This window comes from Chryseolinea sp. T2 (assembly GCF_037203685.1).
In the GTDB taxonomy this organism is placed as follows: Bacteria; Bacteroidota; Bacteroidia; order Cytophagales; family Cyclobacteriaceae; genus Chryseolinea.
In genome coordinates, this window is record NZ_JBBCAU010000003.1 from 458,874 (window position 1) to 481,681 (window position 22,808).

A 22,808-nucleotide genomic window follows, 5' to 3' on the forward strand; every position below is an offset into this window, starting at 1 on the left:
TTGTGATTCTTTAATTATTGAAGGGCTCCAATTGATTCCTGTAATTCGTAGTATGCGACCATGGTTTCGGCGCGTCCCGTTGCGTAGTCAAGTCTTGAACGAAGAAGCGACACGTTGGCATCGAGATAATCCGAAAGCAGCATTAGTCCCTGATTGTATTTGTTATCTGATATTTGATAGTTCTCCTGCGCCTGCCTTACAGACTTATCATTGATGACAAGTTTGTCCTGCATTTCAAGATACCGGAGATATTTCCCGCGGATCTTAATGCGAAGATTGTCCTCCTGCAGGGCTTGCGCCGACGCAGCCTGATCTGCACGGGATCTCGCCTCGCGTATTCCATGCGTTGCATGGAAGGCACCTGTAATACTATACTTTAAAGAAAGGCCGGCATTTAATGCATTGTAAACGTTGAACACGTTTGGTACATATGCATTCACATATCCTGTCGAAATCCCTACCGTTGGATACCTTGCTGACTTGGCGATCTTGTAGTTCGTGTCAGCCGCCTTAACCTGCAGACTCGCTGATTTAATGTCACTGCGATTGCTAAGTCCTGCGTTTAGGTAGCTATCCCACGTGTCAGTAGGTTTAATCATGAACAGACCCGCCGTATCCAATTGGAGCACGGTGCTTTCAGGCAACCCGAGGAGAATGTTCAGATTATACGCAGCAAGCTCAACTGTATGGTTGACTTCTGTTAAACCAAGCTCAACACGGTTGGCCTGAAGTTCCGTCTTCAACCGATCATTTCTCGCCAACACCCCCTGCGCTTCCTTGTTCTTGAACTCCTCAACCAGCTGCTGTTGCTGGCGAAGGTTTTCTTCAATCACCTTACGGCTTTCAAGAAGTTCATAGTACTGATAAATCGCCTTGATCGTATTTATTGAAACTTCGCTTTTCGTTGTCTGCTCGTCGTAATGCGATGCCTCACTGAGGTACTCATTCATAACGCGTGTATTCCGGATCTTCAATCCATTGTAGATCGGCATTGATGCAGTTACCTGTACCAGACCGATGTCATGAAGGTTAGAGAATGCAGCCAAAGGTGATTCTCCTCCCGAACTTCCACCGCCATCCGAAGCATTAGCCATCGATATCGTGGGCGTATTGATGTGCATGTAGTTTCCGCCAACTGAAACATCAGGGAGCTGGCGATCCTTCGCCTGATCAAGTTTAGCCTGAGCTTCCTGCACTTTAGCTTTTGAAATGGCCAGCTGTTTGCTGTTCGCATAGCCCAATTCGATCGCCTCGCTGAGCGTGATCGTTCGTACTTCCTGAGCGAAGACGCCCGAGGCCAGCAGTACGCAGATTGACAATAATCCTATTCTATTCATAAAACCCTCTATTTCTTAAGTTGTAGCAATAGCAATTCGTAAGCGAACTTCTCCACGCGGGCACGGAACGCATCGTCCTTTTCGTTTGGCTTCCGGTAACGCTTGGATATAAACTCGTGTGTCGTCTGATACAGTATTCCAAACAGCGTCGCGATGATGAGATCAACATCAACATCCTTCTTGAACTCCTTACTTTCCTGTGCACTCTCTATAAAGTGCTTAAACTCTTTGTTGTTCTTGCTCACGATCCGGGTCATATGCTCACGTAATTTGTGGCGATCCGGATTCTGAAGTTCACGCTGTACGAAGTGATAAAACTGGCAGTGTGAAAACACCTTCTCAGCGTACACGGCAACCACTTTACGCAGCTTCTCCTCCGCTGGATCACTGCCGTCATTTATTGACGTCAGTTTCATACGCGTTGCATCCAACGACTGCTCCAGGATTGCCAGAAAAAGGTTCTCCTTGGATTCAAAATGGTAGTTGATAAGCGCAACGTTGACATCTGCCAGGGTGGCGATATCGCGCACGCTGGTATTGTCATAACCCTTCTGCTCAAATAGCTTCCGGGCGGCTGATAGTATCTTTTCGCTGGTCATCTTGAATACAAATTTAAACGAGCGTTTAATTTTAAACAAGCGTTTAAAATACACCTGTTCTGGAATACCGTTACCCGGCTTATTTCAATCGGTTGTACTGGGAAAAATATTTTTAAACAACTGCTTAAAAATGTCATCACATTTCAGAAAAATCACCCTTTCGCCATAGCGTGTGCGGGCCAACACGTCTTTTTGAACGGCAAGGAAATCCGGCCTTTATGCACTAACTTGAGGTATGCATACAACCAATTATACCAACACCTTTATTGAGGTAGCAGAAGATTGTCCTGTAAGCAAGGCTGAACTACCCCCGAAGAAGGCCGACAAGGCCACCGTTGCAAACATGCAGTTTGATATGATCTATGATCATCCTTACCAGCACACTTCCGACGATGTGATCTTCAAAACGCACGCGATCCGGAATGAAATACCCAAAAGCGAATGGAAAGAAGCCCGGGAACAATTCTTTTCAAAAGGACAGGCATGTATGAGATCATCGCCCCTTGGAAAACGTTACGGCTGGGGAATTCATCACGATAAGAGCGGCAAAGTAGCTCTCTACCCTATGGAGTCATCCGACTATTCAAAGTTTACCAAAGATAAATCGCTTGAGCACGTTAAGGCCATGCGATCGAAAAGGGCGTAGCCGCCACACTTACCTGAAACCAAGTTTTTCCTTTGCAACGGATACTTCAGGACAGGACATAAAGAGTTTCCAAAGCAGGCCAGACCGGTAGTTTTCAATCATAACTACAGCCGGTCCCTGATCGATAGCGAGGTATCGCGGCAAATACCAATTCGCCTGCTCACTAAAGGCATCATAAAATCCATATACGCCAAAAACCTTGTCACCAAGGTCCTCATACAAATGACGAATTACCTTTATTGATTCTTTAGGTGTATACACTATTGAAGAAATCGCTGCCGTCGGAGATATTACTCCGAGGTCTTCATTTGGACTGTGGGCAGCGTAGCCGTTGATTGAATAGCTCGCTGTCAATCCCCAGCAGTTCTCACCATAACCTTTGAACTTTTTTGGATTCGCGATGCAATACTGCCGGTTGATGAGAGTATGATTTGTATTGTCCTTCCAGTAATCTGCGTAATCGTCTTTTAGATTTCTGGGATCCAAACCGAGGTAAGAATAATGCGACCAAAATAACGGGCCACCGAACTGCGCCGCAAAGTTATGTTTCAATTCAAGATGATATCCGTACTGCTGATGGTTCGGGTCATTTCTGATCCCTCCGTTTCGCGCCCATCCTTTGTGATAGGCGCTGGCCGGTATGCTATACGTTGGCGAACCGGCAGCGAGAAAGTACATGATCAGACATTCATTGTAGCCCTCCACGGGAAAGTTCATCTTCCAACCTTTGTCAGGCGACCAGTGCCAGTACAGCACATCCTGCCCGTTCTGATGCCAGGAGAATTCGACTTCACGCCAGAGCTTGTCGATACGCTGAGAAAGTTCCTTTTCCTGTGACGTCCCATCCTTGAAGTATTGTCTCGCACAAAGCAAACCCTGAAGCAGGTAAGAGGTTTCCACCAGATCGCCACCATTATCATCGGGACTGAATGGCTTCACCTTCCCCGTCTCGCCATTAAGCCAATGAGGCCAAACACCATGAAAGCGATCCGCGCGCCCCAGCCAGTCAACGAGCTTATTAAGGCGTTGGAATCCCTCCTCCCGGGTAATAAATCCCCGCTCTATGCCAACGAGAATGGCCATGACACCAAATCCGGTTCCGCCACTCGTGATTATATGTTTGTCATTCTCCGGATAAACATTGTCCGTGTGGAATCGCTCACGTGCTGCCCCGGAAGTCGGTTCAGCTCCGTCCCAGAAATACTGAAACGTTTTGTACTGAACAAGAGTGAGCAAAGAGTCATCACTAAGGTGTGATGCGCTTTTTTGGGTAACTGTTTTATGAGAACAGGAAACAATAAGCAGAACGAAGGGTACAACCCGCACAAATGTTTTGAAGACTGGCACCAGGTGTTTCATGTTGATATTTTCTGCCTGAATAATAACTTAATAAACAAAATTCAAATTATTGCTGCCCTGCTGAACCTCGGGGGCCGACATGAACAGGTCCCACAACAAACCGGTTCTGTAATTCTCAATCATGACAATGATCGGACCCTGATCGATCGCCAGATACGATGTAGCGGTCCACTGGCTGGTAAGATTAAACGCATCATAGAAACCGTACTCTCCCCACAATCGGTCACCCATTGTATAATAGAAAAACTTAAGTGCCTTCATCGATTCTTCCGGAGTATAAGGTAGCGAAGATATGGCAGCAGTCGGCGTGATCACGCCTTTATCGTTGGAGGGTGAGTGCGCGTCGTACCCACCCTGGTTATCGCTGGAAGTGAGTCCCCAGCAGTTCTCCCCGTATCCAACGTAGTCTTTTGGATTCTCCAAACAGTATGCATAATTGATGCGGGTAGCCGTTACGTTCTGCTCCCAATAGTTGGCATACGCATCGGAAAAATGAGGATCAAGTCCCAGGTAAGAATAGTGAACCCAGAACAGTGGCGACGGCGACCCGAGTGGTAATTTGTAACCGTAGTAACTTTGATTCCTGACAATGCTGCCATTCAATCCATACCCATTTGAGTACACCGTTAATGGAATACCGTGAGAAGGTGACGAGGCTGCAAGCAAGTAGGTGATCTGCTCTTCAAAATATCCGTAAAGAGGAAAATTCATCTCCCAATTAAAATCAGGTGACCAGTGCCAGTAAAGCACCTCCTCATTTTGCTTGCGATACCAATCCCATTCAACTCCCTCCCACAACGATGTGATTCGGTCTCTCAGGTTGGCCTCTGCAGGAATGGCAGCGTTAAGATATTGACGGAACGTGATCAGTCCCTGCACCAGAAAAGATGTTTCGACCAGATCTCCGCCGTTGTCTTTTGCACTAAAGGGAACTACTTTTCCCGTCGACCCATCAATCCAATGCGACCACGCACCATGAAACCGATCTGCTTTCTCAAGGAAGGTCACGATCTTCTCCATCCTGGCCAGGCCATCATCACGTGAAATGAATTGACGTTCCATACCTACGATCAATGCCATGATGCCGAAGCCCGTGCCTCCACTGGTGACCACGTCCCCAGACGTATTGCGCTCCCGGGCCATGCCACTAACCGGATGACCAAAGTCCCAAAAGTATTTGAACGTTTGCTGCTGCACCACCGAAAGCAAATCGTTGGTATTGTCTGCGTCAGAGTCTTCATCGTGTGGAAGAAGGGGTAACATCGGAACGGTGTTTACCGTAGTATAGTACTCCCGTTGCACGCCATCAAATGGCTCTCCGTTTACACCTTTAAGGCCTTGACTAATATTTAACTGAAAACGTCTCAGATGCTTCAGCGGGACCGAGGGTAGTATTGTTATTTGATTGTTACTCACAACTGTTGTCGTGGGTATTGACGTCCCATCCTGCTTCAAGGAGATAGTGGTTGATGTTGTTGTTAGCGGGTCAACTGGCGATGCAAAGGCGATAACGATCTCTGAAGAAAGTGGCACCTCATCAAGGATACCGGAAACGGAAAGTGCGTCCCTTCCACCGATCGAAAAACTAACTATCGAAAGCTTTGATGTGATGGTCTTAAACTGGATCGATACTGCATCGAATCCGCTCCCATCTACCGCCTTGAGTGCGCTTGTTATGTTAATGACATAAGTGGAGTTCGATTGGAGCAATGCCTTTGGGAAAAGGATCACCATTTTATCTTCAGACGAAAATGATATGTCTGCAACTACTGGTGTCGTGCCCTGCATCAATGAAATGGCACCAATCGTTGAGCGATCTATGCCCTTCGAAAAGTTCAGGGCTACTGATTGATCAATGGCCACATCGCCTGTAACTGCCCCCAAACTCAATTGTTGGGATCCAACGAAAGCTGACAGCAAAGAAAAATTACCGGGCACGGAATCATTGTCATTACAGCCCACTAGTAACCAGCACATCACGATAAAGACATTTCTAATTCCTGGCATACCTGATTCTTCTTAAAGCAATGAGGACTTCAGATTGCTCCGAAATCCTCATGCAAGTTTAAGGTTAATGAAAATTGGTTAAAAGTCTTTCGGGTTCTATTGCATAAGTGCCTGTACCTCCGCCTGTGTCAATGCTTTGTTGAAGATCCTCAACTCGTCGTAGAGACTCAGATCCGAAAGGTGGTCCCATTCTACAAAGTTGGGAGCTCCTGAGCCAATGCTTAATGATGTACAGTCTGTCCAGTCGACACCATTAAAGTTTCCCGATGACACCACGTTCCCATTGATATAAACGGCAGCTTTTGACTGTGATATCGTGATCGCGATGTGTATCCATCCTTTTGTAACTGTCGGATCTATGGATGCTGCATCACCCCCGTTAAACCAGTCGTCCGACTCTCCATTACCTACGTTTAAGGAGAAGGTCTGTTTGGTTGCACTTCCTTCGCGGAACAATCTAAAGCCGCTTGTTCTTTTGTTTGGTTTTTCAGCTTCCGGATCCGGCGGACTGAGTGTAAGTATCCCGGAACGATCAGGAGCGGCATTGATTTTATACCAAAATGCAGCTGAGAACTCGTCGTTCATTATGTCTGCAGCATCAAAGGTGAGATAATCACCTGCAACACCTTTGTAGCTCTGACCGGACTTGGCGTCGTCGGCAAAACCAGGATTACCAACTTTAGTTGCTTCCTTTACACTAACGAGGTCAAGGAATACAGCATACTCCGCATCGAAGGGCATGTAAAAGATCTCGCCATCATACTTTGTCTTATAAGGCTCAAACTTTTCGAAGTTCACTACCTGAGAGGCTACCTTGTTTGACATGTCGGTAGTCTTAACCTCAAGCTTGTGAGGACCGTTGTTCAACGTCTCATAAGTGTAAGACACGACCGCTCTCCGGTAATCAAGAAAACTGGTATACGTATTAATCGTTTGACCATCCAGCATCACGTCAATCTTCTGAATCTCGATGTCATCGACTGACTCGAACTTAATGGTGATCGGAGCCACGTCCTCTTTTACCAGAACCTTTGTTCCTTCAAGTGGATAGGTAATGTTAACAGTAGGTGCAGCGGTGTCTTCTCCGGGAGCAACAGGTGTTATCGGATCGATGCCATCATTACACGCTACAAAGGCAAGAGCTATTGCCCCATATAGAATTCTATTGATCGTACTCATCTCATTTCTGGTTTAGCATCGAACATTATTGAGGTTTCAGCACAGGAAGGCGATCAACCTGGCCCTGAGGATATGGAAGATAGGCCTTGTCTTCTGAAAACGTCCGACCATCATAGCTGAGTTCATCATACTTTTTAAGGCGGATCATATCAAAATATCGCGTTCCCCATTCCATTGCCAGCTCGGCAAATTTTTCATCCATTACCTGCGCATTGGTAACACCAGACAATGGCGTCATGTTCGCGCGGGCACGCACTGCATTCACAGCTGCATCCGCCGTCATAGCACTGCTGTTTGCCCCGGAAGTAAGTGCTTCTGCATGCATGAGCAAGATTTCAGCGTATCGAAGACAAATAAAGTTCTTGTTCTCTCCATAAGCGGTCCTTCCTGACGTAAGCTGATCTGAGGGAAGATAGTGTTTGCCGCTCGCGAACATTTCACGATTGAAGTCATTGATCTGATCTCCCGAACGAGTGACGTTCTTTACAAACGCTGGTAGTGTTGCAAATTCCGGGTCCTTCTTGATTTCAGTGATACCCCTGTTTGTAAAAAGCACGCTGGTTTCCAAACGTTCAGTCTCCCCTCTCTTCAGCATGAACTTGATCCACTTCATGCTGGGTTCATAGAATCCCCAACCACTGCTTGCACCGGTAACTTTCGGCGTCCAGTTCTCAGGACCGAAGAAGGCGAACAGATATGAGAAGGATGTTCCCGAGCCTGTGCCCAGATCAGAGTATTGAAGTTCAAGAAGATTCTCCTGTGAAAGTTTACCGGGAATCTTGAACAGGTTGTAATAGTCCGTCTCCAGTTTGAACTTACCTGATGTAATGATTTCTCCCGTTGCATCAGCAACAGCCTGAAACTTGCCCATTTCAAGATTGGCAAGCGCCTTAATGCCAAGTGCTGTATGTCGGGTTACTCCTCCTACAATGTCAGCGCGGTCCCGCGGATGAACAGTCGGCAACAATGGTATTGCCTCATCCATCTGATCAGATATGTGCTGCATTACTTCTTCTTTGGTGGACAGAGGAACAGCAAACAAATCTTCAAGGTTACTGCTTTTAGGGATGATGATGTCTCCCCATACGCGCGACCACTGCAGCAAAAGAAACGCGCGCATCACTTTAGACTCTGCAATATACTGATCAGCAAGCGCTGGATTGGGAGCAAACTCCTTGTAACGCTCTATTTGTTCGCGTGTTGATTCCATTACGAGAATATCCTTAAGGAGATTCTGCCAAACGGAATTATACATCCAGTAGCTGTTATCGTACTTGTAAAGGTCTGTGTCGCCAAAGGCCTGCTGGTCTCCACGGCCACCGGCATTTACGTCATCACCGCGAACGGAGATCAAAGGATAATCTTCCCAACCTCTTGTATAGAATTCAGCGTAAGCGCCGATCAGAGGACGGATCATGTTTTGGGTTTTCGTATAATCTGTCTCCGATGCCAGCCTGACGTTGAGTGCAGGTTCATCAAGCTTGTCCGCACAGCTTGTAGCAAACATCGTCAACGTAACCGCTAGAGCAACGATTACTGTATGTCTTGATTTTATAATCATCTTCATAAAAATCAGAATTTAACATTGAGACCAACTGTGTATATGGCGGGTATGGGATAGGTTTGAGTGTCTATCCCGTTGCCAAGCTCCGGATTGAATCCGTTGTACTTGAATACCGTGAGCGGCCTCGTCGCCGTGAGGGAAATTCGTGTCTCTGGCATACGGGCTCCGAATACCTCTGCTCCTTTTATCCTGTACCCCAGCTGCACGTTTTGTATGCGGAAGAATGATCCGTCTTCTACAAAGAAATCACTCATCTTCAGGTTCCATACTCTGCGAAGTCCTGCAGAAGAAGGATAGTCGTTTGTTGTTCCTTCTCCGTGCCACCGGTTCTTTGCAAGATCGGCGTCCATGTTTGCATCTGAGGTCCAGTTGTATTCGCCGCGTTTACGATTCAGGATCTTGTTACCGGCCTGTCCCATAAGATCGACGTTGAGGTCAAAGTTCTTCCATCCTATTCCTACGTTTGCTCCATAGGTTATCTTCGGAAGAAATGAACCCAGGATCGTGCGATCATCAGCATTGATGAGTCCGTCATTATTCAGGTCTTTGTATTTGAAATCACCGGGCACAAGCCCGTTAGCCACGGCAACCGGATCGGCAGCTACTTCTTCATTGTTCTGATAAACGCCATTCGTTTCATAGCCAAAGAACGCAAGCAACGGGTGGCCTACAATTGTCCGCTGCAGAAACTCAGCAGATCCTCCATCAATGTATGCCTGCCCATAGATGTCGCGGGTTTCGTTCTTAAGGGTTGCAAAGTTTGCACCTATGTTGTAGCGGAAGTCTTCAGAAAAGTTGTCGCTCCAGGTTCCCGAAAATTCAAACCCCGAATTTCTGATTACACCGAGCGAGCGATTAAACGTCTCACCAGTAGGTGCGGTAACCTGGATAGCAGCCTGTTCCGTATCGCGGATGTAGTAGTCCGCATCGATGGCAAGGCGATTATTCAAAAAGCGGGATGTTAGTCCAAAGTTCCATTCCTTTGTCGCTTCCCATTTGAGGTAGCTGAATGTGCTTGAAGTGGTTTCGCCGGAAGCGATCACATCTCCGAACACCGTCAGTATTTGTGAAGTGACATTTGACCCGCTCGATGCATTGATCTTGTCATTACCCAATACGCCATAACTTGCGCGGAGCTTCAGGAAATCGATAAAGCCCGAGTTTGCCATAAAATTCTCTTCCGACAGCACCCATCCAACACCGAATGAAGGAAAGTATCCCCAGGTCTGCTGGTACTTCGAGCTTCCGTCGGCGCGGAACGTGGCATATGCCAAATATTTGTCCTTATAGTTGTAGGCAACACGTCCGAAATAAGACAGTCCATAATAACGCTGACCCGCATCATCTACGAGGTCCGTTGAAATGTTTTGCGCCTGATGCAGATACCAGTTCTCCTTACTCAGATCAGTGAAGCCAACTCCTGTGGCCGTAAGACGTTCATAAGCTTCATCGCGGAACGAAACACCCCCCATAACGGTAAGGCTATGATCACCGAAGAAGCCATTGTAAGTAAGTATGTTGTCCCAGATCTGGTTGACGCTGGTTTCATTTACTCTAAGTAATGAAGCATTCTCACGCTTGAAGTTTGTTCCTATGAAGTAAGGAAGTAACATCTTTCGCCGGTTCTGGAAAGACGACCCGTTATTATAGGTTGTCTGAAAGGTCAGCTTATCTTTGATCAGATCGATCTTAACATAAAAGTTGGTGAGAAACCGATGTGTCTTGTACTGGTCATCAATAAAGTCGATGGTCGGAAAAGGATTCTGTCCATTGCGATAACCAATATCCTGAGCGTTGGCGTAATTAATCGGTACCGCAGTAGTTAGATTGGGATCATATTTTGGCAGCGTTGGCACTGCGAAGTATACGTCGTTCCACACAGCGGAATCAGGCGCCTGTTTCACCGCATTGCTGATGACAATGTTCCCGCCTACCGTCAGCCAGTCGTTGGCATGGTAGTCCAGGTTCATGCGAAGATTGAAGCGCTCATAACTGTTGTTTCCAGTCAGAATCCCGTCCTGTTGGAAATAGTTGCCAGCGACGGAGTAGGTGGTATTTTCACCGCCACCGGCAACTGTTAGACTGTGGTTTTGGATGGGCGCGACACGTAAAGTCTGATCGTACCAGTCAGTGTTTACATCTGGTACATTGGGATTCACGCGACTTCGACCATAACGCTGCATCGCACTTCCGATGGCAGCTATATCGTTCGGTGATCCGGATTCATTTGCCATCGTAGCAAACTGCTCCGAATTGGCCATCTTTAAGACGTTCTGGGCAACCTGGGCACCGTAGTACCCATCATAAGTAATTTGTGCCGGCTGATTAAACTTACCGGTCTTGGTTGTGATTAGGATAACCCCGTTGGCTGCTCTCACTCCATAAATAGCAGCTGCTGAGGCATCCTTTAGTACTGAAATGGATTCAATGTCTGTCGGGTTGAGAAAGTCGATATTATCAAAGAACACACCGTTCACTACATAAAGAGGGTTCTCATTGTTTTGTCCGACCACTTTACCTGGATACGATCCTAGTCCACGAACCCTTACCACGGGTGTTTCGCCCGGCGCCCCGGCACTAACAATCTGAAGCCCCGGTACCTTTCCCTGAAGGCTCTGCATGGCCTGAGCCGAAGGCATGCGGGTGATTTCCTCAGACTTTACAGTAGAGATGGCCGAGGTCAGATCTTTCTCTCTCTGTGTTCCGTAACCCACAACGACGACCTCTTCCAAAGAAGTCGCATCTTCTTCCAGCACCACATTAATTGTAGTCTGATCACCCACCTGAACCGTCTGCGACGAGAACCCGACAAAGGAATAAACCAGTGTGTTCTCTGATGCGGCTAACTGAATCGTGTAATTGCCATTGACGTCTGTGGTGGTTCCTTTCGTGGTACCGAGTACCACTACATTCACTCCGGGTAAGGTAGTTCCGTCAGCTTTTGACGTAACCTGACCGGTAACTTGTTTGCTCTGCGCAAGGCCGACTGTGACCAACAGGCTGAGCATCAAACATGTAAACAGTAGTTTTCTTATCATACGCACGCTGTTAAGGCTTTCACTTTAGATCAATTTCAAAATTTCCACTGCGAACGCGGAATTTTGGCCTTAAAACACTGCTAATTATTGCGGTTGCAGGAAGCGTTTTATGCGATCCATTTTCCAGATTAAAAACATTGTTTCAAACGATTTCAGATGCCATAATGGGGTTTTAAGCTACATTGTCTACTAGCTAAAAAACATTCATTTTGAATCGTTGTAACAAACGTGATTTCGCGTTCAGAATAATGAAACCGATGATCGGGACGAGTGGGTAGAAATCTCAACATTTTCAGATTGAACCATCTGAATTCCTCTTGCCCCTTCTAGACAGACAGCCAAAACAATAGCATTGACAAAATGGCATGGGAGCTTCAGCTTCATCATTGAAATCATTTTGACCGAGCCTCCATAAACCCTCAATAAAAGGTCAATAAAACCTACACTCATCTCCGCAACGGAATCGCAGGCCGCGCTCCATACGTTTTTTTTGATTTAAGAATCTGAAAGGACTCGAAATCTTGCCACAATGTCACGCGGAAACTTTCCGTCGATTGGACGAAGTCGATTTATCCGGTTCCTCGGTGATGAGGATGATTTCCTCCCAACGCGAAGCATGAGGAATGTGCCCAACGCCCTGCAGAACAGTGATACGTTCAGACACCTTTTGCTTGAACGACCATAACGTATTAATACGCATATCCAGTTGCCTGGCAAGTACCTCCAGGGTATGCTCCCGGTTTCCCGAAACACCCAGAAAGGCAACATAGAAGGCTTTCTCTATCGGAAACTTGATGCTGTGAAAAATGGTGTAACTGGTGATGGACTCATTGTATCCACACTTCGTACAACGGCGCGAAAACTTTTGCGCGCCGTCAAAGTACTTGCTATTGCCGCATTTCCGGCAGCTAAATCCTTTCTCCCATTTCAGCTGATCCAAAAAACGATAGCAGGCGAGCATGTCTGGGTATAACGTTCTGAACTGCGCGTAGTCCATGGCCTTTTCCATAATACGATCATTCAGCACTTCCTTGAGACTGTTCTTCAGCTTCCAGTTGTCGAGATCCAGCATGGAATTGATCTGGTTGATTTCGCGTGACTGACGCTCAAGTTTCTTGTTGGTCTGTTCAAGCTCATGGTTCTTTGAATTAAGCTCTATCGTCCTTTCCTGGACCTTCTGCTCTAACTCCCGGTTGACTTTGTCCTTCAGCTGCATGTTTATCTCGTGCTCCTGAATGATCCTCTTCAGCGCACGATCCCGCATCGCCTTCAAAATGCGAATGCGATCCCCGAGTGCGAACGTGAGGAAAACCATTTCCAGCACAAACGCTATATGCAGACTGTAGTGCAGTGGCGTTGTGAAGGGCAGGAGATTGAAGTAAACCAGCGTGCGTACAAAGAATCCCGTGAATAAAATCCCATAGGCGATGACGAAAAATCGCGCCGGCCGGTAGCCACGCTTCCAAACATAGATGGCCGTGAAAAAGATAAGCGACAGCGGGATGATTTCGACGTTCCGGTACGACAGCAAATGAGAAAACGCCAGGAGTTCGATAGCGAAGAACATCGACCTGGCGATGATCATCACGACCAAAGCCTTGTCGAGCAATGGAGCATTGGCTTTGGTGTTCAGGAACCTCCGCGTGAAAACGAGGGCCCAAAGGATGACAGAGTACAACGTAACCCCTACAGCATAATCATTCCATTGCGGATGCTTCGGCCACAAATACTGAAATCCGATACCATCGTAGCTCATCGCATACGCCGCCACGCTCAGAATGTAAAAGATGTAGTATATGTTTTTGATCTCTCTGATCGCCAGAAAAACCAAAAGATTGTACACGCTGATGATGAGAATCATCCCATAAAAAGTCCCAAACAGAAAGTATTCGTTCAGCGCGTAAAAGATGAAGCGGTCAGCGGATCGGAGTGCCACGCGTATGTCCGCAAATTCATGAGAGCGGATCCGGAAGTAGTAATAGAGAACTTTGTCGGTGTCTGTATTCAATACGATCTCGAAGTTCTTATGACGGAACGTGCGCTCGGAAAATAGCTGACTATCCCCCAATCTAAGGTGTTTGTATGCTCCTGTTGCCTGGGGCAGAAAGGCATCAATCTGATCAATCGTTTGATCATAAAACTCCAGTAACCAGATATTGCGTGTAGGTCCGGCGCTTTGAATGGGAATCCTTACCCAATAAGAGGCGTTAACATTGAAATCTTTATTCTGATATCCTGGATGTGGCTGGAAGTTCCTGGCAAACTCGGCCGACGAAACGTCTTTAAGCTCTAATGTATTTTTCTCGTCAACGTAATACGTTAGCTCGTGGGGCATGAAACTATACTCTGAAATCGAGTCGTTGATCTGCACCACTTCTTGCGCGGCAAGCCTCATGCCTGTCAACAGCAGGATCATTAACACAACACCCGATGCCACCACATTCCTGACCATGGATTAAATGTAAACGTTCAGCAAATGAAAGGCAACCAACAAGGGATGCCCGGACGAGTTGAAAAATGTGATCACCTGATATCCCGGTCGTAAGTGTTGAATTTATTACCCGTCAGGTTCAATCGCAGTGCAGCCCGACTTGTTGAATTGCCTTTAATTCCACTATTTCATGCTTCCAACAATTATGCGCGATAGAAACATTGTATCCCGATACGCAGGCGACATCCGGGTTTGGATCGGCCTCTTCTTTCTCCTTCACCTGACAACTATAACACTACCTCCTCTCGAGCCTGCATCAACATGGAGGCAGACTGACGGATTGATGGTGGCGCGCAATTTTTACGAAGTCGACTCCAACATTATGTATCCACGGGTAGATGTCGGAGGTGATCGGACGGGCATTGTTGGCTGCGAATTCCCGTTCCTGAACTACATCATCTATCTGATCTCCCTCCTGTTTGGTTACCAACATTGGTATGGACGACTGGTGGATCTTATCGTCTCATCAGTCGGTGTGTTCTTCCTTTATCGCCTCATCAAAGAATATGTCGATGAGAAAACTGCCTTGCTAACCGGAATAATAGTTCTGTGTTCACAGTGGTTTACCTACTGTCGAACCAATATACCCGACACATTCAGCACGTCACTTTGCATTATCGCACTTTATTATGGTATTCGTTATTTATACGATGGACGGTACTACAGGCTTGCGATTTATCTGGTGCTGGGATTGCTTGGATGCATGAACAAGATCTCGGTGGCATCTATCCTGACCGTTATGGCAATTCCCTTCTTACAAAAAGGTGTAGCCCTCGACCGGAAGGTCTGGATTGGAGCAGCATCGATCTTAATACTTGGCGCTGTATTCGCGTGGTACTTCGTGTGGGTTCCTCACCTGAATGAAACTTATGGTTTCGGAGAACACTTTTTTATGGGCCTACCTCTCGAAGAGGGTGTTCGCCAAATTATTGTATTGTGGCAACCAACGTTAAAACGATTTGTCGTTACCCCGTTCAAGTATTCCGGGTTCGTTCTTTTCCTTTTTGGATTATTCGTCATGATCAGAGGAAAGATGCGCATTCGCCTTTTGGCCTTCGCTCTTCCCTTCTTCTCATACCTCATCGTAGTATTGAAATCGGGATACGGTTTCCAGCTGAACCCTTACTATGTAATAGCTTTCATTCCTCCTATGGCATTTGTAATCGCCACGGGCCTTGCCTCGATTGAAAAATCCTGGATCGTGGTTGTATTAATGCTGGTCATCGCCGGTGAGGGCATCGGAAATCAGTTCCACATCTTCAGCATCCGCGAACCCGCCAGGTCTATGGCAGGAATTGAATCGGTTCTTGACCAATATACGGACCGTGCCGACCTCATAGTGATTAACGGGACCATTGGAGGGGATCCTACGCCGATGTACTTCGCACATCGAAAGGGAATTACTATTGGCAATGCTGAGCTGGATGATCCTTCGTACAAGGATCGATTTAGCAAAGCGGGTATCAAATATGTGGTAATCCTTCCGAAGATGTATGGCGATGTCCAGCCTGCGCTTCCGCTGGTGGCCGACACGGGCTATGTAAGGATTTATCGGATGGAATAAGCCCCACACTGCTGCTTCTTGTTTCCCATGTAGCAGGCACTAAGCAGGCACTAAGGCCGCAGCATTTTGGCTTCTGGTTGGCTACCGCCAGGCGGCATTTTCGCTTCACCTTCCGAAGTCGCTCCCTGGATTTTCCCATCTTTTTCCCAAGTCTTTCCCAACCCTTTCCCGGCTTTTTCCCAAGTCCGCCCAGACTTTCCCAGTGGTCTGCCCAACTTTTCCCAGACTTTCCCAGACTTCCCTCACTGAACCCATCCCCCGGTTTTTCTCAGATGATGTGACCCGTTTGTCATGACATGTGTCTGATGCACGCATAAGTTTGAGCGAGCCTCAATGAACCCTTAATGAAAGGTCAATGAAACCTACACTGAGCTAAAACCCGTAAAATCCTTTGCAGCGCCAACGATTTCGCTCGACGCGTCCACTATATTCAACAAACTGATATGGTCAAAGTTTACGAAACTGAAACTGTTTTATCGCCGTATATATAGGCAGTTTTGATACACTTTTAACAAGCTCTCCCGTGAAAAAAGATCTACTGGCTTATCTGGCGTTAGCTGCCATATGTCTGATCTGGGGAACAACCTATCTCGCCCTCCGCGTCGCGGTGGTTGGCTTCCCTCCATTCCTGTTCGTTGTCATCCGACAAATTATCGCCGGTGGAATTCTCGTGGCACTCATGCTAACCGTGGGCAAATCGAAACTCCCTGCTCCAGGTGAAATACTGAAGCAGGCCATCGGAGGTTTCTTTATGCTCTCGATGGGTAACGGACTGGTGGCTTATGCAGAAGTAACGATACCCAGTGGCATCGCGGCTATTATCTGTTCTATGATGCCAATGTGGGTCATCCTCATTAACCTGACCATAAATCGTGATGAACGTCCGACGCTCCCAATTATGATTGGAGCCGCTCTTGGTTTCAGTGGCATTATTCTGATATTCATTCAGGACCTCGAAGCACTGTCGAACACAGCCTATAGCCTGGGCATTTTCCTTACCTTTCTCGCTACCATAAGTTGGGCAAGTGCCAGCATATGGCTGAAGAAGCGTAAGTCTACTTCCGATCCGTTTATGAATGCCGGACTGCAGATGTTCTTCGCAGGAGTATGGCTTATTCCATTCACACTCGTATTCGACGATCTGTCGAATGTCACCTGGTCTTCGAATACGGTCTACGCGATGATTTATCTCATCGCCGTCGGATCCATTATTGCATACGGATGCTACACCTATGCTCTTAAGAAACTACCGATGACAATCGTGTCGCTGTACGCCTACGTTAACCCACTGGTCGCAGTCGCTCTCGGATGGCTTATACTGGACGAGCAACTTAACGCACGTATCGGCGTTGCGTTCCTCCTTACAGTGGCGGGCATCTACCTGGTGAACCGAGGCTATATGCTGAGGAACAGCTTTAAAACGCAGCTGTCGAGATAGTAACTGGTTTCGAATCTCATCAACAATACCGACTTATGGAAACAGAAGTGCATTCAGGCAGCACAGTCTCCATCCGGCATGCAACGCTGAGTGATGTCCCGCTATTAATCGAACTTGGTGTAAAAACCTTCTACGATACGTTTGCAGAGGTGAACACAAAGGCCGACATGGACATGTATCTGGAAAAGAATTTCAGCGTGCCCCAGGTAACTTCGGAGATTAAAGATGTGAGTAACATCTTTCTCATTGCCGAAGCTGATGGCAAGCCTGCAGGTTATGCCAAACTTCGCAAGGGCACGACGCCCCCGGAGCTGAACGGTGAACATGCCATTGAAATTGAACGCCTTTATGCAACAAAGGCTTTTATTGGGAAGAGCCTTGGCAAGCTGTTGATGGAACGCTGCATATCGCTGGCCAAAGAACAGGGATTCCCGACCGTGTGGTTAGGCGTATGGGAACACAACCTCAGGGCTATAGCCTTTTATCAGAAGTGTGGATTCGAGAAGTTCAGTTCACATCCATTCATACTTGGAACTGATTTGCAGACTGATCTGATGATGAAGAAAGATATTTCATAACCCTTATTGCTACAACCATGAAACATCACCCTTACAACGCAACGATAACATGGACCGGAAACCGCGGATCCGGAACTTCAGAGTACAAGGCCTACGATCGAAGCCACGACATTGGCATCAAAGGCAAACGGGTCATCGAAGGATCGTCTGATCCTTCCTTCAGAGGCGATCCTTCGAAGCACACTCCTGAAGATATGCTTGTCAGTTCGTTGTCAACCTGTCACATGCTTTGGTATCTGCACTTATGTGCGGTGAACGGTGTGATCGTAACAGATTACGTTGATCACGCAACGGGTGTTATGGAAGAGAATAGCGATGGCAGCGGACAATTCATTGGAGTGACATTAAATCCAGTGGTCACTGTTCAATCAGAAGAAATGGTGGAGCGCGCTATTGGTCTGCATCTCGATGCAACCCGAAAGTGCTTTATCGCACGCTCAGTCAATTTCGACGTACAGCACAAGCCACAGGTTGTTGTGGCCGGGACGACGAAGCCCGCATTTAGTGTGAGTTAAACATCAATTGCTTCTATATCATGCAATCCATGCCCTGGTTTGAGAGGAAGTTTGCGTTTGGCTTCATGCCAGCGATGCTTCCCTTTATGATTGAACGGCTCGAGGGTACGATTGTTCGCCTTGAGCATAAACTTGAACGCGTAAATGACGCTATACTGGGATACCCGCTGGACGATAAGTGGTCGGTAAAACAAAACATCGGTCACCTGATGGATGTCGACGATATCTCAGCAAAGCGTGTGAGCGAGATCATCTCAGGAGCAGCGTCACTTTCGCGAGCTGATATTCAAACTCAGGATGACTACAACGGCATGCCTATGTGGGTGATCCTGGAAGAGTTTACTTCGAAGCGTCGGAGTAACATCCGGCGAATGCGCGATCTCTCTGAGTCAGAACTCAGAATGACATCCCTGCATCCAAGGTTGCAGGTACCTATGAACATTGTTGATCTGGCATGGTTTGATGCCGAACACGACGATCATCACCTGGTACGCATTAACGAAATACTGAACACGCTTAAAAAGTCAGCATCCAGAAGTACAGTTAAAATCTGACGCACTCGGGCTCAGCTTGCGACTTAGATACTACACGTACTACGAACAACTCAGGACTAAGGACTAAAGACCAAGGACTAACTCATGGCCTCCAAATCAAATCTGAACACGACACTTGCCAACGACCTGGATACACGTCAGGATATTCTGAACGAAGCAATGGCCATGGCCACATCGTTCCTTGACAAACAAGACGACCTGGCACCTGGAAGAAATATACCTTCGTTGGATGCGGCTTCATTACCTGATAAGGGACGTGGCGCGATTTCAGCGCTTCGCCTGTTTCAAAAGGAATATGCCCATCTGCTCTCCAACAGTGCGGGACCAAGATACTTTGGGTTTGTCACCGGTGGATCAACGCCGGCGGCACTGGCAGCAGACTGGCTGGTAAGCGCATATGATCAAAATGCGTGCGGAAGCAATGATTCCATTGCTCCTCAAATCGAACATCAGACTATCGGATTCTTTCGTCAGCTGTTCGGACTGGATGACTCATTTTTCGGATCGTTTGTCACCGGTGCAACCATGTCGAACTTTACGGGGCTGGCCCTTGGAAGACAATGGGTGGGCGAACAACGCGGTGTAGACTTTAGCCAGGACGGAGCACGGGATGTATCGTACGTGAGTGGCACACCTCATTCAAGTGTTATCAAATCGCTGTCAATGCTGGGGGCCGGGAGACGATCGATGGTGTATGTGGATACTCTTCCCAACCGTGAGGCGGTTGATGTGAATGCCCTGGAAAAGAAGCTTAATGAAATCAATGGACCATGTGTTGTCATTGCCAATGCAGGAACGGTGAATACTGTTGACTTCGATGACATAGAAGCGATCGCAGATCTGAAAAAGCGACACAGCTTCTGGCTTCACATTGACGCCGCGTTCGGAGGGTTTGCTGCCTGCTCTCCAAAATTCGCTCACTATGCAGCTGGATTGAACCTTGCTGATAGCCTCACCGTTGATGCACACAAATGGTTGAACGTACCTTACGATGCCGCCATGCAGTTCACGCGGCATAAGCACATACAACTCAAAGTCTTTCAAAACAGCGCGGCATATCTCGGCAACCCCGAAGAAAGCCCCGACTTCTTTCACTATACCCCTGAGAACAGCCGGCGGTTTCGTGCGCTGCCTTCGTGGATGACGCTAATGGCATACGGACGAGAAGGGTACCGCGATATTGTTGAGCGCAACTGTGACGCCGCTTCCTATCTGGGAGAACTGATCTCGTCTTCTGATAATTTTGAATTGCTGGCGCCGGTGAAAATGAATGTGGTATGTTTCACTTTGTCTTCACATGATGAAGGGTCGGCACAGGCCATAAAGGCATTTCTCAATGCTGTTCGCGACGATGGAAGGGTGTTTTTTACACCAACTGTTCTAAAGGGCAGGACAGCCATGCGGGCGGCGGTTTCAAACTGGCAGACCGAAAGATCAGACATAGACATTGCCTTTTCTGCATTAAACGACACCCATAAAAATCTGCTTAATGTAGCTGCCTCCCGGGTATAGTCGCAAAAGCCTGAAACAGGCCTAAAGCCATCAAAAACGGCCTTTAAAAGCGGTTCCACGGTAGCGCTGAACGACGTAAAAATGTGACCGGGAACACATATAAATTGAAAGAATATCATGAAATTCACTTCTTAATTGGATGCAAAATGACAACGACAACCACCTCGTTCTCTGTTAAGAGAATAGCCAAGTCACGGATCAGTGAAGTTGACTTTAACAACCTTGAATTCGGGAAACATATCTCCGATCACATGCTTATGGCCGACTATGTGAACAACAAGTGGCAGGAACCAGTGATCGTACCCTTTGAAGATATCCCGATGTCACCGGCTATGCTCTCTCTACATTACGGACAGTCGGTATTCGAAGGAATGAAGGCATTCAAAAACAAGGATGGCAACATTTGCATTTTCAGGCCTCAAAAGCACAGTGAGCGATTGAACAAGTCGTTGGCACGCATGTGCATGCCGGAGATACCTGAAGAACTTTTCATTCAAAGTCTTCATGCTATTGTCGAAGCGGACCAGGCCTGGATACCCACTGCTGAAGGTGCTTCATTATATCTTCGTCCTGTTGTGTTTGCATTCGAGCCCCGTCTGGGAGTGAAGATTGCCGACCACTTCAAGTTTTTCATTCTCACCAGTCCTGCAGGAAATTATTTCAGCAAGCCTACACGATTGAAAGTTGAAGAAACCTTCGTACGCGCAGCGGAAGGCGGAACTGGCTATGCCAAGTGTGCCGGCAACTATGGTGGTGCATTTTACCCGACACAGCTTGCCCGCCAGGAAGGATTTGATCAGGTGCTTTGGACTGACGCCAAAGAGCACAAGTATATTGATGAAGCCGGTGTGATGAACATCATGTTTGTGATCGACGGAAAACTGATCACGCCTAAGCTTACGTCAGCATTGCTGGACGGCGTTACGCGCGATTCCATCATCAAGCTGGCCCCATCGCTGGGCATGACTGTTGAGCAGCGAAAGGTTAGTGTAGCTGAAATCGAGCAGGCTTTCAAGGACGGAACAATTACAGAAGCATTCGGCGCGGGTACAGCAGCCGTTGTGTCACCTATCGCCACCATAAATATCCACGGATTGGATTACAATCTGCCAGCTGCCAATGAACAAAGCTTTCAACATCGCGTGAAGGCCAAGCTCAACAGCATAAGGCTTGGTCACGAAGCTGATCCGTTTGGATGGAATTACATCATCAACGTTCACTAATCCATTCATTAAGCTGAACGTCCTGATTGCAGCAAGAGAATCGTGAGAGAAATGGCTATGCCTGGCCTTGAAGGGGCCGGGTAATCTTCAACTCTCAATTCTCAATTCAATTTGTATTCTATGAGAGCAGTTGTATTCAGAGGCAAGGATCGTCCTCTCGCCGTCGAACCGATAAAAAAGTTCAAACCAGTTAAAGACCAGGTGCTCGTGCGCATGCATAATGCCGCGCTCAATCATCGCGATATCTGGACATGGCGTGAACAAAGTAATGTGCCCGACAATGGCGTGATCCTTGGATCGGATGGTAGCGGTGTCATAGAGGGCGTCGGTGAAGACGCCGATCCGTTGCTCATAGGAATGGAGGTGATCATCAATCCAAGTTTAGATTGGGGTACCAATCCTATTGTGCAGGGCAACTCATTCCGGATACTCGGCTATCCGGATAACGGAACATTCAGTGATTACATGGTGATCTCGAAGAAGTACATCTTCGAGAAGCCCGAGCATCTCAGCTTTGCAGAGGCTGCAGCCGTACCGTTGTCCGCCCTTACGGCGTATCGCGCCTTGTTTTCAAAAGCGCGCCTCCGTGCGAAGGAGAAAGTGCTTATTACCGGTGTTGGAGGTGGCGCAGCACTTTGGGCACTTCAGTTTGCCAACGCTTATCAGGCGCGGGTATATGTTACCTCGGGTTCCGACGAAAAGTTAGCCAAAGCCAAAGCACTCGGTGCTATCGAGGGCTTCAATTATAAAGATCCCCTGTGGGCCGAGCAGGCTTTGAAAGCATCAGGTGGTTTCGATATCGTGATAGATAGCGCAGGGGGACCAGACTTTGGAAAGTTTCTGGAGATCGTTTTACCTGGCGGACGCATCGTGAATTTCGGCCGGACTGCCGGAAATATTTCGGAGCTGGCCACGAGGCTGCTTTACTGGAAGCAGATCTCCATTTTCGGTACGACAATGGGAACCCGTGACGAATTCTTATCGATGCTCGACTTCGTTGAAAGCCGAAGCCTCAAGCCTGTGATCGATCAGACATTTTCGATTGATCGCATTCAGGATGCACTGGCTCGTATGGAAGACGGAAGTCAGTTTGGAAAAATCGTACTGCAGATAAAATAACCCGGACGAAAGTTTGATTTCATACACGCTGTCCGGTTGCAGACGGCGCTGGAACAACACGTCCTGAAATTCGCTGGAAATAACA

17 protein-coding genes are annotated in these 22,808 nt (G+C 47.4%); 9 read left to right on the forward strand and 8 right to left on the reverse strand.

The features are described 5' to 3' along the window. Nucleotides 1-14: 14 nt before the first annotated feature. Entirely contained in the window at nt 15-1,337 is a 1,323-nt protein-coding gene (locus WBG78_RS11705) for a TolC family protein (RefSeq protein ID WP_337326612.1), read from the reverse strand. An 8-nt stretch (nt 1,338-1,345) separates the two neighbouring features. After that, a complete protein-coding gene (locus WBG78_RS11710; RefSeq protein ID WP_337326613.1) occupies nt 1,346-1,936 on the reverse strand; it encodes a TetR family transcriptional regulator in 591 nt (196 codons plus the stop codon). 235 nt (nt 1,937-2,171) lie between these two features. Between WBG78_RS11710 and WBG78_RS11715 the strand changes: the two genes are divergently transcribed. Then, entirely contained in the window at nt 2,172-2,582 is a 411-nt protein-coding gene (locus WBG78_RS11715; protein WP_337326614.1) for a DUF6157 family protein, read from the forward strand. A gap of 9 nt (nt 2,583-2,591) precedes the next feature. Here WBG78_RS11715 and WBG78_RS11720 read toward each other — a convergent pair whose 3' ends face one another. The 6 genes from WBG78_RS11720 to WBG78_RS11745 form a co-directional block, all read right to left on the reverse strand. After that, a complete protein-coding gene (locus WBG78_RS11720) occupies nt 2,592-3,941 on the reverse strand; it encodes a glucoamylase family protein (protein ID WP_337326615.1) in 1,350 nt (449 codons plus the stop codon). A gap of 27 nt (nt 3,942-3,968) precedes the next feature. Next, entirely contained in the window at nt 3,969-5,948 is a 1,980-nt protein-coding gene (locus tag WBG78_RS11725; protein WP_337326616.1) for a glucoamylase family protein, read from the reverse strand. 96 nt (nt 5,949-6,044) lie between these two features. Further along, nucleotides 6,045-7,127, reverse strand: a complete 1,083-nt coding sequence (locus WBG78_RS11730) for a LamG-like jellyroll fold domain-containing protein (RefSeq protein ID WP_337326617.1) — start codon at nt 7,125-7,127, stop codon at nt 6,045-6,047. 25 nt (nt 7,128-7,152) lie between these two features. Next, nucleotides 7,153-8,694, reverse strand: coding sequence for a RagB/SusD family nutrient uptake outer membrane protein (locus tag WBG78_RS11735; protein ID WP_337326618.1), 1,542 nt, complete (start codon nt 8,692-8,694; stop codon nt 7,153-7,155). A gap of 5 nt (nt 8,695-8,699) precedes the next feature. Next, a complete protein-coding gene (locus tag WBG78_RS11740) occupies nt 8,700-11,729 on the reverse strand; it encodes a SusC/RagA family TonB-linked outer membrane protein (protein ID WP_337326619.1) in 3,030 nt (1,009 codons plus the stop codon). A gap of 532 nt (nt 11,730-12,261) precedes the next feature. Continuing rightward, the gene (locus WBG78_RS11745) at nt 12,262-14,181 is read right to left on the reverse strand and encodes a 7TM diverse intracellular signaling domain-containing protein (RefSeq protein ID WP_337326620.1); all 1,920 of its coding nucleotides are present in this window, start codon (nt 14,179-14,181) and stop codon (nt 12,262-12,264) included. A 169-nt stretch (nt 14,182-14,350) separates the two neighbouring features. Between WBG78_RS11745 and WBG78_RS11750 the strand changes: the two genes are divergently transcribed. The 8 genes from WBG78_RS11750 (at nt 14,351) to WBG78_RS11785 (ending at nt 22,723) form a co-directional block, all read left to right on the forward strand. Continuing rightward, nucleotides 14,351-15,784: an ArnT family glycosyltransferase gene (locus WBG78_RS11750; RefSeq protein ID WP_337326621.1), complete on the forward strand. Its 1,434-nt coding sequence runs from the start codon at nt 14,351-14,353 to the stop codon at nt 15,782-15,784. 523 nt (nt 15,785-16,307) lie between these two features. Next, nucleotides 16,308-17,222, forward strand: coding sequence for a DMT family transporter (locus tag WBG78_RS11755; RefSeq protein ID WP_337326622.1), 915 nt, complete (start codon nt 16,308-16,310; stop codon nt 17,220-17,222). Between the two features lie 35 nt (nt 17,223-17,257). Further along, nucleotides 17,258-17,800, forward strand: coding sequence for a GNAT family N-acetyltransferase (locus WBG78_RS11760; RefSeq protein ID WP_337326623.1), 543 nt, complete (start codon nt 17,258-17,260; stop codon nt 17,798-17,800). Nucleotides 17,801-17,817: 17 nt separating this feature from the next. Beyond that, entirely contained in the window at nt 17,818-18,315 is a 498-nt protein-coding gene (locus WBG78_RS11765; protein ID WP_337326624.1) for an OsmC family protein, read from the forward strand. Nucleotides 18,316-18,344: 29 nt separating this feature from the next. Then, nucleotides 18,345-18,869 (forward strand): DinB family protein, encoded by a 525-nt coding sequence (locus WBG78_RS11770; protein WP_337326625.1) that lies wholly within the window; start codon nt 18,345-18,347, stop codon nt 18,867-18,869. Between the two features lie 84 nt (nt 18,870-18,953). After that, the gene (locus tag WBG78_RS11775) at nt 18,954-20,381 is read left to right on the forward strand and encodes a pyridoxal phosphate-dependent decarboxylase family protein (protein WP_337326626.1); all 1,428 of its coding nucleotides are present in this window, start codon (nt 18,954-18,956) and stop codon (nt 20,379-20,381) included. Nucleotides 20,382-20,527: 146 nt separating this feature from the next. Beyond that, nucleotides 20,528-21,604: a branched-chain amino acid aminotransferase gene (locus tag WBG78_RS11780; protein WP_337326627.1), complete on the forward strand. Its 1,077-nt coding sequence runs from the start codon at nt 20,528-20,530 to the stop codon at nt 21,602-21,604. A gap of 120 nt (nt 21,605-21,724) precedes the next feature. After that, entirely contained in the window at nt 21,725-22,723 is a 999-nt protein-coding gene (locus WBG78_RS11785) for a zinc-binding dehydrogenase (RefSeq protein ID WP_337326628.1), read from the forward strand. The last annotated feature ends 85 nt before the right edge of the window (nt 22,724-22,808 follow it).

Excerpts from the sequence above, each read along its gene's own strand:
- WBG78_RS11705 (WP_337326612.1), bottom strand. The coding sequence starts at position 1,337 with ATGAATAGAATAGGATTATTGTCAATCTGCGTACTGCTGGCCTCGGGC.
- WBG78_RS11710 (WP_337326613.1), bottom strand. The coding sequence starts at position 1,936 with ATGACCAGCGAAAAGATACTATCAGCCGCCCGGAAGCTATTTGAGCAG.
- WBG78_RS11715 (WP_337326614.1), top strand. The coding sequence starts at position 2,172 with ATGCATACAACCAATTATACCAACACCTTTATTGAGGTAGCAGAAGAT.
- WBG78_RS11720 (WP_337326615.1), bottom strand. The coding sequence starts at position 3,941 with ATGAAACACCTGGTGCCAGTCTTCAAAACATTTGTGCGGGTTGTACCC.
- WBG78_RS11725 (WP_337326616.1), bottom strand. The coding sequence starts at position 5,948 with ATGCCAGGAATTAGAAATGTCTTTATCGTGATGTGCTGGTTACTAGTG.
- WBG78_RS11730 (WP_337326617.1), bottom strand. The coding sequence starts at position 7,127 with ATGAGTACGATCAATAGAATTCTATATGGGGCAATAGCTCTTGCCTTT.
- WBG78_RS11735 (WP_337326618.1), bottom strand. The coding sequence starts at position 8,694 with ATGAAGATGATTATAAAATCAAGACATACAGTAATCGTTGCTCTAGCG.
- WBG78_RS11740 (WP_337326619.1), bottom strand. The coding sequence starts at position 11,729 with ATGATAAGAAAACTACTGTTTACATGTTTGATGCTCAGCCTGTTGGTC.
- WBG78_RS11745 (WP_337326620.1), bottom strand. The coding sequence starts at position 14,181 with ATGGTCAGGAATGTGGTGGCATCGGGTGTTGTGTTAATGATCCTGCTG.
- WBG78_RS11750 (WP_337326621.1), top strand. The coding sequence starts at position 14,351 with ATGCTTCCAACAATTATGCGCGATAGAAACATTGTATCCCGATACGCA.
- WBG78_RS11760 (WP_337326623.1), top strand. The coding sequence starts at position 17,258 with ATGGAAACAGAAGTGCATTCAGGCAGCACAGTCTCCATCCGGCATGCA.
- WBG78_RS11765 (WP_337326624.1), top strand. The coding sequence starts at position 17,818 with ATGAAACATCACCCTTACAACGCAACGATAACATGGACCGGAAACCGC.
- WBG78_RS11770 (WP_337326625.1), top strand. The coding sequence starts at position 18,345 with ATGCCCTGGTTTGAGAGGAAGTTTGCGTTTGGCTTCATGCCAGCGATG.
- WBG78_RS11775 (WP_337326626.1), top strand. The coding sequence starts at position 18,954 with ATGGCCTCCAAATCAAATCTGAACACGACACTTGCCAACGACCTGGAT.
- WBG78_RS11780 (WP_337326627.1), top strand. The coding sequence starts at position 20,528 with ATGACAACGACAACCACCTCGTTCTCTGTTAAGAGAATAGCCAAGTCA.
- WBG78_RS11785 (WP_337326628.1), top strand. The coding sequence starts at position 21,725 with ATGAGAGCAGTTGTATTCAGAGGCAAGGATCGTCCTCTCGCCGTCGAA.